This is a genomic window from Streptomyces sp. NPDC087845 (genome assembly GCF_044742755.1).
Classification (GTDB): Bacteria; Actinomycetota; Actinomycetes; order Streptomycetales; family Streptomycetaceae; genus Streptomyces.
Window position 1 is genome coordinate 196058 of the sequence record NZ_JBIUVC010000011.1, and the last position, 15929, is coordinate 211986.

Below are 15929 nucleotides of genomic sequence, written 5' to 3' on the forward strand. Positions count from 1 at the left end.
CGCACGGAGAGGCCGCCGGCCTGGCCAAGGCACCGGCTGCGCTCCGCGGCGGCGTTGCCACGGGGCGTTCATTTTTTTGGACAGTAGCGAGCCAGTCCGCTCAGCGGAAGACCTCGTCCAGAATCCGGGCGTCAGTGGAAGTGGAGTTGCGGTGAAAAAGCATAAGCGCCGGTCAGTGAGGCGCCGGCCGAAACCTGGACGTCTACGCGCGTCCAGGTCGACCGACGCCCCGGCGACACTCCGTATACCGGACGTGAACGGACGTTAACTCACCGTGAACGACTGTTGCACAATCTTTCCGTTCACGAGCACCTCGCAGGCCCTGATCGCCCTCGTCGCCGGATCGCGGACGGTGAAGTTGAGGGCGAACGTGCCGTCGAGTCCGACGATCCGGGTGACATACGCGTCCGAGGTCTGCTTCCCGTCGGCGGTGCGGCCGGTCACCGACACCGTGGCGACGGGGGCGAAGCCCCGGCCGGTCACCTGGACCGACGTGCCGACGGGCCCCTCGGGCGGCGAGAGCGCGAAGGCCGGCCCGGCGGGGACGGTCCCGTCCTGGACGGTGAACGCCGCCGTCTCGGTACGCGGGTTGACGAGGACCTCCCGGACCCGGATCGCGACGGTGTCGGTGGCGTTGACCGTGAAGGTCTGCGAGAACGCTCCGTCCAGCCCGACGACCTTCGTCCGCACCGGGTCGGACGTCTGCGATCCGTCGGCCCGCAGCCCGACGATGGACACGGTGGCGACGGGGGCGAAGCCCTGGCCGAGGACGGTGACGGCGCTCCCCTTCGGCCCGGCCGACGGGGTGAGGACGACGAAGGACGGGGCGACGGTCAGCGGGGTGAGGGCCTGCGCTCCCCCGGCGGTGATCTGGAGCGCGTACACGGCGCGCGGGGTGGATCCGGCCACGGTGACCGTACCGGCGAGGGTTCCGTCGGCGTTGATCCGGAGGGTGGAGCCGCTGATCCGCGCGCTGTCGCAGGCGGTACCGTCGGCGGCGCAGAGCGCGGCGGCGGGCGTGGTGCCGGTCGGCCAGTCGCCGCCGGAGAGGGTGATCGTTCCGCCGGGCTTGACCTTCGCGGCGCCCGCGGAGAGCGTCGCGGAGGCATCGGTCACGGTGAACGGGGTGGTCAGTACGGTGGCCGGATCGTTGCCCTCGTCGACCTGGATCGAGGCGATGGCCGGGTCGGACACGGTGAAGTCGACGCCGAACGTGCCGTCGGGGGTGCTCTTCACATAGACGGCGGTGTCGTCGAGCGTCGCCCCGGTCGCGTCCAGGCCGACGGTGTTGATCCACCGATCCTGGAAGTAGTTGCTGCCGGTGACCCTGACGACGCTGCCGACCGGTGCGCCGGCGCGGGAGAGCGCAATGGCCCGGGGCCCGGTGGGCAGGAACGCCTTGACGGTCAGGGGCGCGGTCGCCTCCTTCGTACCGTCACCGACCTTCACCAGGTACGAGCCGTCGGGCACCGTGCCCGCCGCGGCGAGCACCGCGCTTCCGGTCAGCTCGCCCGAGCCGCTGATCGCGAGGGTGCTGGAGACGAACTTGCCGGCGTCGCAGCCGCCGCCGTCCGCCGCGCACAGCGACGGAACGGGGGTGGCGCCGGCGGTCCACAGGCTGCCGGACAGGGCGACCCCGGTGGACGGCCGGACTGCGGCGGTGGGCGCGGTCAGGGTGGCCGGATGCCCCGCGGTGCCCTCGGCGGTGACAGTGCCGATGGAGCCGCCGCCACCGGTCACGTCGCACGGGGTCTCATAGGTGGAGCCGAGCACCTTCGTGCGCGTCAGGTTGCGCACCGGTGTGAAGGAGATCGGTCCGCTCGCGTCGGCGGGGATGAGGAAGTCCCCTTCGTACGGCGGGATCTCGATGGGCTTCCCGGACGGGATGTCCAGGTTGATCTGGGGTCCGGTGACGGTGACCTTGCCGGTCGCTCCGCCCGACATGGCGAAGTCGATGCTGGGCGTGGTGGGCACGTCGCTCAGGCTGAGTCCGCTGGTGGCGGGCGACGGGCCGAGGGTGACCTTGGCGTGGACCTTGCCGCCCGGGTCGACGATGCCCGGCGAGAGGTCGACGCTCATCTGCTGCGGCCCGGTGGCCTCGCCCTGCCCGGCCGGCAGGGTGCAGTGGACGGTCGGGGTGACGGTGCCCGCGTGGGCGACGGGGGCGAGTGCGACGGTTCCGCCGGTCCAGGCGAGCACGGCCCCTGCGGTGAGGGCGACGGCACGACGTAACACCGCACCGGGTCTTTCCGTCCTTCTCGATCTCTGTCGGGCGACCATGTGGTTCCTCCATGACTACGGGAATTCCGCGAACTCGGAAAGGGCGACGCCCGCCTGCTCCTTCGCGATACGGAGCGGGCGGGCGTCTCCGGGACTTTCCCCCTGACGGTTCTCAGAGAAGAGTGAGGGTCAGGGTGGCGCTGTAATCTCCGGGCCGGGTGAACCCGGGCACCGTCAGTACGAGATCGGCGTCGGCGTCGAACCGGCCGCCGGTGAAGGGGCGGGAGCCGTCCGGATTCATCCGGCAGAGGCTCGCCGCCTGGCTCCCGAGTGCGACGGGCGATCCTGCCACCGGCACACCCACGCTCCCGTTCTGCGCCGTGCACATGGGTGTCCACCGGACGGCGTCCGCCGGGATGGTGCCCCCGTCGGCGCTGGTGAAGCCGGTGAGGGTGGCGGTCAGCGACCAGCCGCTGTTGACGCCGCGGGCGTCCTCCACCTCGACCCGGTTGAGCCGGGAGCGCTGCACACCGCTGCCGGTGCCCAGGACCGTCGTACCGAAGTCGACGGTGTCGCCGTCCTGGACCATGGACAGTGTCCCGGCCCGGACCGAGGTGTTCAGCTTCTGGTCGGCGGTGCCGCCGCCCCCTCCCCCGTCCGTGGTCACGGTGAACGGGGTGGTCCGTACAGTGGCCGGGTCGTTGCCCTCGTCGGCCTGGACGGCGACGACGGCATCGGAGATCACGGTGAACTCGACGGCGAAGGTGCCGTCCGGGCCGCTCTTGACGTAGACCGCGCTGTCGTCGAGCCCGGTGCCCGCCGCGTCGAGGCCGATGACATTGATCCAGCGGTCCGGGTTGTAGTTCTTTCCGCTGACCGTGATCACGCTGCCGACCGGTCCGCTGCTCCGCGAGAGGGAGATCTCGCGGTCGCCGGCCGCGACGGCCTTGACGGTGAGGGGAGCGGTGGCTTCCTTCGTACCGTCGTTGACCTTCACCTCGTACGCGCCGTCCGGCACCGCCCCGGCCTCCGCGAGGGTGGCCGTGCCGTGCAGCGTTCCGTAGCTGTCGATGGTGAGGGTGTGGCTCTTGAACTTCAGCGGGTCGCAGCCGCCCCCGCCCGTCGCGCAGAGCGAGGGCACGGGGGCACCACCCGGCGTCCAGCCCGAACCGCCCAGCGCCACAGGGGTGTTGGGGCGTACGGGATCGGCCGGGGCGGTCAGGGTGGCGGGCTCGGAGCCGGTGCCCTGCGCCGTGACGGTACCGATGGAGCCGCCCCCGCCGACCACGTCACAGGGTGTCTCGAAGACCGAGCCGAGCACCTTGGTCTGCGTCAGTGTGCGGACCGGGGCGAAGGAGATCTCCCCGGAGGCGCCCGTCGGGACCAGGAAGTCACCCTCGTACGGCGGGAGTTCGATGGGCTTCCCGGCCGGGACGTCCATCGTGAACTCGGCGCCCCGCACGGTGACGGTGCCGGTGGCCCCGCCGGACATGGCGAGGTCGAGGCTGGGGATGGTCGGCACGTCGTCCAGCGCGAGTGCGCTGGTGGCGGGGGACGGGCCGAGGGTGACCTTGGCGTGCACCTTGCCGCCCGGGGCGACGACCGCGGGAGACAGTTCGACGGTCATCTCCTGCGGCCCGGTGGCCTCGCCCTGGCCGGCCGGCAGGACGCAGTGGACGGTCGGGGTGACCGTACCGGCGGCCTGCTGCCGCGCATCCGGCGGCGCGGCCTGGGCGGTGGCCCCGGCACAGCCCAGTGACAGTACGAAGCAGGCAGCGAGCAGACCGGTCACGCCGGGTCTTCGTCGTCGAATCACCAGACACCCCTCCATGGCCCATTGATTGCGCACATTGAGGAGGTCACGTGCGGAGAAGTCAAGAGAGAACCGACTGATCATTATCCGGAGAGTGATCGTTACCTGAAATGCCCGAAAAGCATTTCCGAGGCACTTTCCACGCACCTGTTGACATCTCTTGACATCTCTGAAGATCACAGTTTCACTGCACCCGACATGCCGGGCCCGGCACGCAGCTCCGCAAGAAAGATCGACTGCGATTCCCGCGATCCCCCGCGATTCCTGCGGATCGATCCTGCGAATCCTGCGAATCTGCGGAATTCAACCGGAAGGAGTTCCCCCCGTCATGTCCATCACTTCAGTACGGTCGTCGACCGTGCGGCCGCAGAACCGAAGACGCGTCCGTGTCCCGCTGGTGCTGGCCGCGGCCTGTTCCGCGGCCGCCGCGCTCGCCCTGGCGCCGACGGCCCAGGCGGTGACCCCGCTGACCGCGACGGCCACGTACGACTGCGGGACCTGGGGCAGCGGTCTCGCCACCCTGACCGCTGTCGACTCGGGCACGACCAAGACCATCAAGATCACGTCCACGGCGATCACGATGCCGCTGGGCACCAGCGCCGACCCGAACAGCATCACGACGACGCTCAAGCTCACCAAGACCTCGGGCGGCGTCACCAGTCAGGTGCAGTTCTCCGGAAAGACCAACCCCGGTATGACCAGCCCCAACCCGATCACCCTGGGACCGCTGAAGCTCACCTCCGGCACCCTGGCGGCGGGTGACCGCACCGACTCCGTGGTGCTGTCCGGCCCGCCGAGCGCCACGAACTGGTCCCTGCAGATCGTGGCCTCGTCCCCGACGTCGGCCACGGTTCCGTGCGTGGCCACGGCCAACCAGTCCGCGGCGTTCGTCTGGTAGCCGCACTCGATCCGCACGAACGGCGCCGGCCCGGGACGGAGGCCACTGCCCCCGCCCCGGGCCGGCATCCGCACGCCTCTGACACGTCACCTCACGTCATACGGGTGGCCCGCTCCCGGATCTTCTTGATCCGCTGCTGGGCCCGCCCGGCCGTCGCCTCCGCGCCGGGCGGCCCGCCGCAGACCCGCCATCCGGCGCAGCCGTGCCGGACACACCTCCCTTGCGGTTGATCATTTCCATTCATGGTCAACTCTTACGGCAACTGCTCCGCCCCATTGATAAAGTGACGCACCGTATACCGCCCGCAAGAGCGACATACGGGAATCATTGGGACTGCGGGGAAGGTAATCACCAATGGCATGGGACGAATGGGAGCAGCTGAAATCCGAGGCGGCAGAGAGACACTCGACTCAGATGCAATTGAACCAGGTCGAACCAGGCGGCGGAGGACCGGTTCCCCAGGGCGATCTGAAAGTCGATCAGCAGGACCTGGCGGCGATCGGCAATACCGCATACCGGATGTACGGAGATCTTGAGAAGGCCGGTGACCACGCCCGCGCCGCCACCCAGAAGGCCGCCGGAGGCCTCAAGACGGAGACCTTCGCCATAGGCGCGGCCCTCGATCATGTGGCCTCGCGGTGGATCGACCAGGTCCGCTCCCTGCTGGACGCCTGCGCCCACATCTCGAACCACCTCGATTACACCAAGGGCGCCCATGCCGGCGACGAGGTCTACATCGGCACGGTCATCAGCAACATCGACACGCTCGACAAGGGCTTCGACGAGAGGCCGGGCCACTGATGGACCTCGACTCCCTGCGCTTCGCGAACTTCTCCGACCTGGACGCGGCCATCACCGACTGGGAACAAATGGTCGTAAAGCTCAAATCCCTCCAGGGTGACGCCAAGGACGACCTCAAAGCCAAGTCGGACAAAGCGAACTGGGCCGGTGAAAACGCCACCGTGACCCGCGCTTTCGTGGACAAGACGGCCGGAGAATTCGCCGACGCCCACACCCAGGCCGAAACCGTCACAAAGATCCTCACCGACACCCGTGGGGAACTCGTCGGCTACCGCACACAGCTCAACGACGCGATCCACCGCGGGGTGCAGAAGAACCTCACCGTCCGGGACATGGGCGAGGGATCCTTCACCGTCACCATGAACATCCACCCCGACCGGGCGGCGAAGGGCACCACGCTGCCCGAGCACACCCAACAGGACGTCGACGCGTTCCGGGACGAGATTCAGAACATTCTGAAGAAGGCCACGGAGAGCGACACATCGGCGGCGAAAGTGCTCACCCTCATTGTCGACCAGGCCAAGTACGGCTTCTCCGATGCCAGCTACTCGGACCGCGACTCCGCGGCCAAGGCGGTGGCGGAGGCGGAGAAGATGGCGGAGATCCTCAAGAAGGACCCGCACGACGTCACGCTGACCGAGCTCAACACGCTCAACACCACCCTGGCCGCCTACAAGAACGACCCGCTCTTCGCCGAGCGGTTCGCCACGCAGGTGGAACCGAAGAAGGTCCTGGAGTTCTATGCCGGGATCGCCGACCCGTACCAGGGGTACGGGACCGACCGGGACCGGATCGAGCAGGCGAAAAAGCTCCAGAAGAATCTCGGCATCACACTGGGCACGGCCACGCTCTCCGACAGCGACAAGATGCAGGACTGGGAAGAGAAGATGGTGAAGCTGGGCCCGGACCGGCTCGGCATCGACGACGCCAACGACCCGACGGGCTTCGGCGTCATGAGCAATCTCATGCGCTTCGGCGACTACGACGACCAGTTCCTCAACGACTACGGCGACAAACTCATCGCCTACGACAAGGAACACAACGTCAAGAACATGAACCCCTGGATCAACAACTGGAATCAGGGAGACCTCAACTTCTACGGGAAGAACGACCGCGGCCGGGACCCGATGACCGGCTTCATGGAAGCCCTGGGCCACAACCCCGACGCCTCGACCCAGTTCTTCGCACAGCCCGAAGGCGCGGGGGCGACGGTCGACAAGGAGGGCGAGGTGAACGATCACCTCAAGTACCTGACCAAGGACCGCATCTGGCTCCCGGACGCCACCTTCGGCGGCGACAGCAAGGTCATCTCCGGCCATGACTCGCTCGGTCACGCCCTGGAAGCCGCCACCACGGGATACGCGTACGACGCCGACCCGATGTCCGGCAAGGACCCCATGGTCCCCGGCAGCAGAGACCACCGCACGGCTGCGACAGCCGGCGTCATGGAGCAGGTGGCGTTCCTGTACGGGAGCGAGGACGGCCCCAAAATGCTGCACGAGCAGTCACAACTGGCCGACAGCCTGGGGAAGATGGGCGCGGCCTACATCGACGACATCGACTACAGCCTGTCGGGCATCGGCGATGAGGCGAAGGACGACGGTACGTTCCCGGCGAAGTACCAGGGGCGAGCCAATTTCGGCAACGAAGGCGCCATCAATTTTCTCAGCGTGCTGGGCCAGGATGAGACCTCGCACGGAGTGGTCACGTCCGCGCAGCACCTGTACACGCTCAGTGCGCTGGACGCCTACCCGGCCACGAGCGAGGCGAACATCGGCAACGCGCACGACGCGCTCACCACGGGCGCCGAGGCCCGCGGCATCCTGGACCACTCGCGCGTGCAGCAGGCGGAGACCACGTACAAGGACGACGCCGAGCAGGCCAACAAGTCTCTCGGCCGCTCCGGGGACTGGGTCAAGCTGGGCGCCGGCGTGGTGGTGGGAGGCGGAATCGCGGCGATCCCGCTGCCCGGCTCCACTGCCGCGGCCCTGGTGGTCGCTCCCATGGCGGCGGACACCGTCGGGGACATGGTGAATACATTCATCGGCCACGAAGTCGACAAGAGCATCGACGACTCCGAGCAGGACGCCACCGAGAAGTCGCAGATGACAAGTCAGAAGTTCTACGGCGCGGGTGTGGCCCAACTGGGAGACGCCTACACCAACTATGTCGAGGCGAACCCCCGAATGGAGAAAGTCGGCGACGACCAGGACTGGGCCCAGGACATCAAGAGCAGTTACCTCGGGACGGGGTCGCTTCAGGATGACTACCGCGGGCGCGCCCCGTACAAGGACTGACCACCATGAGACAGACAATCACCCGCACCAGGAGCGGAGCGTTCATGTGGACGCCGGTCCGCTGGGCCGTGTGCGCGGCCCTCGTCGCCGGCGGGGCCACCGCGTGCAGCGACGATGGTGCCAGGACCGACAAGCCGGACGTGCTCTCCACATCACAGGTCTGTGACGGAACGCTGACGTCGGCGGGTGCGGCCGCGCTCAAGCACATCGGGGGCAAGGACGGATACACCGAGCCGGAAGATCCCGGGAGGTGGTCGCTGGAGTCGGCCGCGAAGGGCCTTCAGGAATCCACGATCTCCCGCTACGAGTGCATCCTGTATCCGGAGGGCGACAAGAGCGGACGCCCCTTGTTGACCATCGGGTTCATGGCGCGGCAGAGCCACCCGGACCCGATGGAGGCGGCAAAGGACAAGGACCACGACCAGTTGTTCTACCCGCTCGGGGTGTACGCCTCCGCGACGGGGTACGTGGCCACTTCCCTGTTCTTCGAATGCCCCACAAAGCGACCCGAAGGCAGCGCCCCTTACGTGAAGGCCGAAATGTACTCGGCGAAGAACAAGATGAACGCCGACAGCACCGGCAAGGACCGTATGACGATCCTCAACGACATGTCCCGCGCCCTGGCCAAGGAACTCGGCTGCGCCGCCCAGGCGAAGCTGCCCGCCGAAGTACCCGACGCCCTGCCCGGATAACCGCGAGGCCCCCGGTGCACAGGCGGATCGCTCCGCCCGCGCACCGGGGGCCGTAGGTGCCGGCTCACCTCATCCGGGTGGCCCACTCCTGAACCTTCTCGATCCGCTGCTGGATCTGCCCGGCCGTGGCCTCCGCACTCGGCGGCCCGCCGCACACCCGCCGCAGCTCGGTGTGGATCACTCCGTGCGGCTTGCCGCTCTGGTGCGTGTACGCCGACACCATCGTGTTGAGCTGCTTGCGCAGTCCCAGCAGCTGCTTGTGGGTGACCACCGGCCGCGCCTCGGCCGGCTTCTCCAGCAGGTCGGCCTCCCCGGCCGGCTTCTGACGGCTGTGCGCGATCTGCCGGGTCTGCCGCTTCTGGAGCAGCAGCTGCACCTGGTCGGGTTCCAGCAGCCCCGGAATCCCCAGGTAGTCCTGCTCCTCCTCGCTCCCGGGGTGTGCCTGCATGCCGAATTCGGCACCGTCGTACAGCACCCGGTCGAAGACCGCGTCGGATTCGAGGGCCTCGAAGGGCAGCTGCTCCTCGGTCTCCTCGTCCTCCAGCTTCTCGGCGTCGGCGAGGAGCTTGTCCTCCTCCGCGAACGGGTTCTCCTCGTCACTGCCCTTCTTGGGCTTGTCGAGGACGTGGTCCCGCTCGACCTCCATCTCGTTGGCGAAGTCGAGGAGCATCGGAATGGTCGGCACGAAGACGGAGGCGGTCTCGCCGCGCCTGCGCGACCGCACGAAACGGCCGACGGCCTGCGCGAAGAAGAGCGGCGTGGAGATGGTGGTGGCGTACACGCCCACGGCGAGGCGCGGCACGTCGACGCCCTCCGACACCATGCGGACCGCGACCATCCAGCGCGATTCGTCCTCGCTGAACTGGTCGATCTTCTTCGACGCGGCCTTCTCGTCGGAGAGGACCACGGTGGCCTTCTCGCCCGTGACCCTCTTGAGGATCTTGGCGTACTCGCGTGCCGATTCCTGGTCGGTGGCGATGACGAGCCCACCGGCGTCCGGAATGCCCTTGCGCACCTCGGTCAGCCGCTTGTCGGCGGCGCTCAGCACATTGGGGATCCAGTCCCCGGTGGGCGAGAGGGCGGTACGCCAGGCCTGCCCGATGGCGTCCTTGGTCATCGGCTCGCCGAGCCGGGCGGCGATCTCGTCACCGGCCTTGGTGCGCCAGCGCATGTTGCCGCTGTAGCTGAGGAAGATCACGGGCCGCACGACGCCGTCGGCGAGCGCGTTGCCGTAGCCGTAGGTGTAGTCGGCCGAGGAGCGCCGGATGCCGTCGTTCCCCTCCTCGTACACGACGAAGGGGATCGGGTTGGTGTCGGACCGGAACGGCGTACCGGTGAGCGCGAGGCGCCGGGTGGCCGGGTCGAACGCCTCCTGGCAGGCCTCGCCCCAGGACTTCGAGTCACCGGCGTGGTGGATCTCGTCGAGGATCACGAGGGTCTTGCGCTGCTCGCACCGGTTGCGGTGCAGCATCGGCCGGACGCCGACACCCGCGTAGGTGATCGCGACCCCGTGGTACTCCTTGCTGACGGGGCCCGCGCTGTACTCGGGGTCGAGCTTGATCCCTATCCGGGCCGCGGCCTCGGCCCACTGCTTCTTCAGGTGCTCGGTCGGCGCGACGACGGTGACCTGCTGCACCACGTGGTGGTGCAGCAGCCATGACGCGAGGGTCAGCGCGAAGGTGGTCTTCCCCGCGCCGGGGGTGGCGACCGCGAGGAAGTCGCGCGGCTGCTCCTGGATGTACTTCTCCATGGCGCCCTGCTGCCAGGCTCGCAGCTTTCCGGCCGTGCCCCAGGGGGCGCGGCCGGGGAAGGCGGGTGAGAGGTGGTGGGAGGCGGTAGTAGTCACGGTCTCCGGTTCGGGTCTCTCGGGTACGTGGGGCGCTGTCCGTACGGGCCGGGACGGACCCGTACGCGATACGACAACCGGGCCACCCTACCGGGGGGCCAGGCGTGAACCGCCTCGGACTACGCCGCCCCGCACGGAATTGCGATGGCCGTCACACGACGTCGACGACCAGCTCGCGCAGCCCTTGAGAGATGGCTTTCACCTCGTCCATTTCCCCGGTGGCCACCGCGATCACCAGGCGTTCCGCGGCATCGATGTCCGGGCGGAGATCGACCCCGTTCATCGCCAGGAAGGTCACGCACGACAGCCAGGCCATGGGTTTGTTGCCATCGAAAAGCGGATGGTTGATCGCCAGGGACTGCAGGAGCGCGGCAGCCTTGTCGATCAGGTCCGGGTAGGCCTCCTCGCCGAACATGGCCGCGGAGGGGCGGTGTGCCGCCGATTCGAGGAGCCCGGCATCGCGCACGACGATGTGCATGTCCGTGCAGGCGTGCTCGGCGATGACGAGGATGTCCTCGGAGGTCAGGTAGACACAGCTCACTTGAGCCGCTCCATGAGTTCGCTCCACTTGGCCGCCTGCTCCTTGGCCGTCTTGCGGACGATGGCCTGCTGAGCGGTTCTGGCCAGGTAGTCGTCGACGGCCTGCAGCAGTATGGCGTGCATGCTGGTCCCCTCCTGCTCCGCGCGCCGCTTGAGGGCTTCGGTCTGATCGTCACGAAGACGCAGGTTCATGGCCATACCGAAACGGCACCACCGAGTGGGGCCACATTGGTACCAGCTACCGCGCCCGCACCCGCGCCGCCACCCACGCCCCCACCAGCGCCACCCCCGCCATCGGCAGGAAGACCACCGCGAACGCCCCCGGATGCGACCCGGAGGCCCCCGCCTCCACCGCCCCGTGCACGGCCCCCACCGCACCTCCGCCGAGCGCGGCGAAGGCCGCCCCGCCCGCGGCCAGCAGCAGGACGTTCGACAGCCCGTCGGAGATCTGGAGGGCGGCCGAGTTCGCGCCCGCCTCCTCCGGCGCCGACAGCTTCAGCAGCAGCACGCTCGTCGACGCGATCACCATGCCCATGCCGAAGCAGCCGAAGGCCCAGGCCACGGCCACGGTCCAGACCGGCACCGAGTCGATCAGCACGGACGGCGCGGCCGCTATCGCCGCGGCGACCAGCACCATGCCGCCCACCATCAGGCGTTCCCGGTACCGCTCAAGGCGTGGCCGGGACTGCACGTACGAACCGAGCGCCCAGGTCGCTCCCCCGGCCGCGAGCGAGAGCCCGGCCATCGTCGGGCTCAGCCCGCGCTGGGTCACCAGCATCAGCGGTACGAACGACTCGGCGGCGATGAACGACCCGGCCGCCACCCCGCGCAGCAGCACCACCGAGGGCAGCCCGCGCGCCGCCCGGCCCGTGCCCGGGGGCAGCAGTCCGCGCACGGCGGGGACGAGCAGGGCAACCCCCGCGGCGGCCGGAAGCAGCGCGAACCAGTTCCGCTCCTGCCCGGCGTACTGGAGCAGCCCCGCGCCCAGCGAGATCCCGAGCGCGAGCAGGATGCGGCGACGGTCGTACGGTTCGACGGGCGCCGCCGGATCGGCCGGCCCGGACGCCCGGCGCCGGATCGCGGGCAGCGCGAGCGCCAGCGGGAACACCACGAGGACGGGGATGCCGATGAAGACCCACCGCCATCCCAGGTGTTCGGTCACGCTCCCGGAGGCGAGCGGCCCCACGACGGACGGGATCACCCAGCTCGCGGCGAACGCGGCCATGATCGACGGCCGCAGACGCTCCGGATACGCGCGGCTGATCACCACGTACAGCGCCACGATCACGAGCCCGCCGCCGAGCCCCTGGACGGCCCGCCCCGCGACGAACATCCACATCGTCCCGGCGGTCCCGGACAGCAGCAGCCCCACCCCGAACGCGCTGATCCCGGTGGCCAGCGGCCCCAGTGGCCCGCGCCGGTCCGCCCACTGCCCGGAGAGGACCATGGCGAACAGACTGGTGGTGAAGTACGCGGAGAACGCGAACGCGTAGAGCGGTACGCCGTGCAGCTCACGGGCGGCGACCGGCATCGCGGTCCCCACGGCCGTCGCCTCGAAGGCGATCAGGAACACGACGGAGACGATGCCGACGCTGAGCGCCCGGTACGTCCGCCCGAGCACCCCTCCGGTTTCGGCGGACGGGGTCGGTATCGCCGCATCGGCGGCGGTGCCGGCATCGGTACCGGCGTCTCGTGGTTCCAGGGCACTCATGAGCCCAAGAGTAAGGGGCAAGATCTCCTATGACCCCTGTCGCGAGACGGTCCCTCTCTCGTCTGTTGGTCGTAGGACCGCGCCGTGCCGGGCGGGCGGCGGCAGGACCCGATCGTGAACGCGGTGTGGCAGTCGCGTTGCGGCCCGCCCCGCACCCTTGAGCGGCGAGGACACCCGGCCCTACGTTCTGACCACGACGAGGAACACACGGCCGTGTGCCCGAGTGGTTCAGGGGCTCGACTGCAACTCGAGTTACACCGGTTCGAATCCGGTCACGGCCTCGCAGACGAAGCCGCCCGCCCCGGGGGATTTCCGGGGCGGGCGGCTCTTCCTGCTACTTCGGATCGCGGTTGAAAACCGCCTTCGACCAGAAGTAGCCGAGCACGGTGAGGCCCAGGCACCAGGCGACGGCGAGCCACCCGTTGTGGCCGATCTCGCTGCCCAGCAGCAGCCCGCGCAGGGTCTCGATGGCCGGAGTGAACGGCTGGTACTCGGCGATCGGCTGGAACCAGCCCGGCATCGCGTCGACCGGGACGAAGGCGCTGGAGATGAGCGGAAGGAAGATCAGCGGCATCGCGTTGTTGCTGGCCGCCTCGGCGTTCGGGCTGACCATGCCCATCCCGACCGCGATCCAGGTGAGCGCCAGGGCGAACAGCGTGAGCAGCCCGAATGCCGCGATCCACTCCAGGGCCGTGGCGTCCGTGGAGCGGAAGCCGATGGCCACGCCGACGGCACCCACGAGGACCACGCTGGCGATCGACTGCAGCACGCTGCCGATGACGTGCCCGGTGAGCACGGAGCTGCGGTGGATCGCCATGGTGCGGAAGCGGGCGATGATGCCCTCGGTCATGTCGTTGGAGACGGAGACCGCGGTGCCGATCGTGGTGCTGCCGATGGTCATCAGCAGAAGGCCCGGCACGAGGTAGGCGATGTACTCGGAGCGATCGGCGCCGCCGCCGCCGATGCCCGCGCTCATCACGTCGCCGAAGACGTAGACGAAGAGCAGCAGCAGCATGACCGGCGTGAGCAGCAGATTCAGCGTCATGGACGGGTAGCGCCGCGCGTGCAGCAGATTCCGCCGCAGCATCGTGGACGAGTCGCGCACGGCGAGGGAGAGGGAACTCATCGGACATCCTCCTTGGACTGGCTGGGCTGGCTGGTCTGGCTGCGCTGGCTGGGCACGGTGGAGCCGGTCAGGGCGAAGAACACGTCGTCGAGGTCGGGGGTGTGCACGGTCAGTTCGTCCGCCTCGATGCCGGCCGAGTCCAGCCAGTCGAGGAGGGAGCGCAGCTCGCGCTGGCTGCCGTCGCTGGGAATCTGCAGCGCGAGCGCCTCGTCGTCCCGGGTGACGTCGCGCAGCGCGACGGCGGCGCTCTGATACGCGGCCGGGTCGGTGAACCGCAGCCGCACGTGCCCGCCCGGGATGAGCCGCTTCAGTTCCTCGGCGCTCCCCTCTGCGGCGATCTTGCCGTCGTTCAGCACCGCGATGCGGTCGGCGAGCTCGTCGGCCTCGTCCAGGTACTGGGTGGTGAGGAAGACGGTGACGCCGTCGGAGACGAGCGCGCGGATGATCTGCCACATGTTGTGGCGGCTGCGCGGGTCGAGGCCGGTGGTCGGCTCGTCGAGGAAGATGATCCGCGGGTTGCCGACGAGGGTCATGGCGATGTCGAGGCGGCGCTTCATGCCGCCGGAGTAGCTCTGGGCGGGCTTCTTGGCGGCGTCGACGAGGTCGAACCGCTCCAGGAGTTCGGCGGTGACCCGCCGCCCCTCGCGCTTGGAGAGGTGGTGCAGGTCCGCCATGAGGAGCATGTTCTCCTCGCCGGTGATCAGCCCGTCGACGGCGGAGAACTGCCCGGTGACGCCGATCGCGGCACGCACCCCGTCCGGTGACGTGGCGATGTCGTGGCCCGCGACCCGGACCTGCCCGCCGTCGGCGGTGATGAGCGTGGACAGGATCTTCACGGCGGTGGTCTTGCCGGCGCCGTTCGGCCCGAGCAGCGCGAACACGGACCCGGCCGGGATGTGCAGATCGATGCCGTCGAGCACGGTCTTGTCGCCGTACGACTTGCGCAGACCGACGGCGGAGACGGCGGCCGGCGACGGGTGACCGTCGCCCTGCCTTGATGCGGGCATGACAGAAGAAGGCATGGGGCCCTCCCAATCGAAGGCTGAAGTGGCTGGGGAGTGAGTGAGTCGGGGTCGGTTCTTCCGGGGTCAGACCTTGGCGCGGCGGACGTCGATGTTGCCGTACCGGGTGCGGGCGCGGACCTCGACGGTGTCCTCGCTCTTCCCCGGGGTCTCGGACACGGTGAGCGTGTTGCGCACCTGCCCGGAGCCCGAGTGGACGTCGAGCCAGGCGGCCGTGCCCTCGCGGACGCCGACCTCGATGGCACCGTAGGAGGTCTCCAACTGGACGGTGCCGCGGGCCACTTCACCCACGCGCAGGGTGCCGTGGGCGGTGGTGGCGGTGACCGAGTCCTCGGCGCGCCGGATCTCGATGTCGCCGTTGGCGCCGCTCACCCGCAGCTCGCCGGTCGCGGCGCCGACGGTCGTGGTGCCGTGCGAGTTCTTCAGGACGGCGGGGCCGTCGACGAGGCCGACGCGCAGACTGCCGGAGCTGGTGGTGATCTCGGCCATGCCCTCGACCCGGTCCACGGTGATCGAGCCGTGCGAGGCGGTCAGCTTCAGCGGGCCGGTCGTGTCGAGGCGGACGTCGCCGGCCGAGGTCTTCACGCGGACCTCGCCGAGCCGGCCCTCGCCGAGCACCTGGGCCCAGGCGCCGGTCATGTCGATGCGCGAACCCGTGGGCAGTTCGACCGTCACGTCGACGGTGCCGGTGCGGCCGAACAGATTGGACTTGGGCGTTCTGACGGTCAGTACGCCGCTTGCGTACGTGACCTCGGTCTGGTCGGCCGCCCGTACGTCCTGGTCCCGCTTCGGGTCGCGGGGCCGCACCTCGACGACGGTGTCGAGGCGGTCACCCGCGGTGAACTGGATGGAACCGGCATCCACGTGCGCCGTGGCCGAGATCGGTTCGGGAGTGTCGAAAGAAGGCATGGCTGTCCCGTCCTCTTGGGTCTTCAGGACGTCCCCGCTGGTGGGACGCGGTGT

At 69.1% G+C, this 15929-nt stretch carries 13 protein-coding genes and 1 tRNA gene; 5 read left to right on the forward strand and 9 right to left on the reverse strand.

The features are described from left to right. Positions 1-264: 264 nt before the first annotated feature. Entirely contained in the window at positions 265-2235 is a 1971-nt protein-coding gene (locus tag ACIOMQ_RS27550) for a hypothetical protein (RefSeq protein WP_362205300.1), read from the reverse strand. Positions 2236-2392: 157 nt separating this feature from the next. Continuing rightward, a complete protein-coding gene (locus ACIOMQ_RS27555; protein ID WP_401268393.1) occupies positions 2393-4117 on the reverse strand; it encodes a hypothetical protein in 1725 nt (574 codons plus the stop codon). 244 nt (positions 4118-4361) lie between these two features. Here ACIOMQ_RS27555 and ACIOMQ_RS27560 point away from each other — a divergent pair, with 244 nt between their 5' ends. The 4 genes from ACIOMQ_RS27560 (at position 4362) to ACIOMQ_RS27575 (ending at position 8721) form a co-directional block, all read left to right on the forward strand. Further along, positions 4362-4931 (forward strand): hypothetical protein, encoded by a 570-nt coding sequence (locus ACIOMQ_RS27560; RefSeq protein WP_401941324.1) that lies wholly within the window; start codon positions 4362-4364, stop codon positions 4929-4931. Between the two features lie 354 nt (positions 4932-5285). Beyond that, positions 5286-5732 (forward strand): hypothetical protein, encoded by a 447-nt coding sequence (locus ACIOMQ_RS27565; RefSeq protein ID WP_362205309.1) that lies wholly within the window; start codon positions 5286-5288, stop codon positions 5730-5732. Next, positions 5732-8029 (forward strand): hypothetical protein, encoded by a 2298-nt coding sequence (locus ACIOMQ_RS27570; RefSeq protein ID WP_362205312.1) that lies wholly within the window; start codon positions 5732-5734, stop codon positions 8027-8029. The genes ACIOMQ_RS27565 and ACIOMQ_RS27570 overlap by 1 nt, the downstream gene beginning before the upstream one ends. A gap of 5 nt (positions 8030-8034) precedes the next feature. Continuing rightward, the gene (locus tag ACIOMQ_RS27575) at positions 8035-8721 is read left to right on the forward strand and encodes a hypothetical protein (RefSeq protein WP_362205315.1); all 687 of its coding nucleotides are present in this window, start codon (positions 8035-8037) and stop codon (positions 8719-8721) included. A 64-nt stretch (positions 8722-8785) separates the two neighbouring features. On the opposite strand, the gene ACIOMQ_RS27580 is transcribed toward ACIOMQ_RS27575, so the two are convergent. The 4 genes from ACIOMQ_RS27580 to ACIOMQ_RS27595 all read right to left on the reverse strand — a co-directional run bounded on the left by ACIOMQ_RS27580 (position 8786) and on the right by ACIOMQ_RS27595 (position 12818). Continuing rightward, positions 8786-10567: a DEAD/DEAH box helicase gene (locus ACIOMQ_RS27580; RefSeq protein ID WP_362205318.1), complete on the reverse strand. Its 1782-nt coding sequence runs from the start codon at positions 10565-10567 to the stop codon at positions 8786-8788. A gap of 151 nt (positions 10568-10718) precedes the next feature. After that, complete coding sequence (locus ACIOMQ_RS27585) at positions 10719-11108, reverse strand: type II toxin-antitoxin system death-on-curing family toxin (RefSeq protein WP_401268398.1); 390 nt, start codon at positions 11106-11108, stop codon at positions 10719-10721. Beyond that, the gene (locus tag ACIOMQ_RS27590) at positions 11105-11305 is read right to left on the reverse strand and encodes a ribbon-helix-helix protein, CopG family (RefSeq protein WP_145763772.1); all 201 of its coding nucleotides are present in this window, start codon (positions 11303-11305) and stop codon (positions 11105-11107) included. The genes ACIOMQ_RS27585 and ACIOMQ_RS27590 overlap by 4 nt, the downstream gene beginning before the upstream one ends. A gap of 40 nt (positions 11306-11345) precedes the next feature. After that, positions 11346-12818 carry an MFS transporter gene (locus ACIOMQ_RS27595; protein ID WP_401756857.1) on the reverse strand — a complete coding sequence of 491 codons (1473 nt, stop codon included), beginning with the start codon at positions 12816-12818 and terminating at the stop codon, positions 11346-11348. Positions 12819-13027: 209 nt separating this feature from the next. Here ACIOMQ_RS27595 and ACIOMQ_RS27600 point away from each other — a divergent pair. Beyond that, positions 13028-13099: transfer RNA gene (locus ACIOMQ_RS27600), tRNA-Cys, on the forward strand. A gap of 53 nt (positions 13100-13152) precedes the next feature. On the opposite strand, the gene ACIOMQ_RS27605 is transcribed toward ACIOMQ_RS27600, so the two are convergent. From ACIOMQ_RS27605 to ACIOMQ_RS27615, 3 genes are all read right to left on the reverse strand, one after another. Continuing rightward, positions 13153-13944: an ABC transporter permease gene (locus ACIOMQ_RS27605; RefSeq protein WP_402190797.1), complete on the reverse strand. Its 792-nt coding sequence runs from the start codon at positions 13942-13944 to the stop codon at positions 13153-13155. Further along, positions 13941-14951: an ATP-binding cassette domain-containing protein gene (locus ACIOMQ_RS27610; protein WP_402128320.1), complete on the reverse strand. Its 1011-nt coding sequence runs from the start codon at positions 14949-14951 to the stop codon at positions 13941-13943. Before ACIOMQ_RS27610 ends, ACIOMQ_RS27605 begins: the two co-directional genes overlap by 4 nt. A gap of 81 nt (positions 14952-15032) precedes the next feature. Beyond that, positions 15033-15875 (reverse strand): DUF4097 family beta strand repeat-containing protein, encoded by an 843-nt coding sequence (locus tag ACIOMQ_RS27615; RefSeq protein ID WP_362205331.1) that lies wholly within the window; start codon positions 15873-15875, stop codon positions 15033-15035. Positions 15876-15929: the final 54 nt, after the last annotated feature.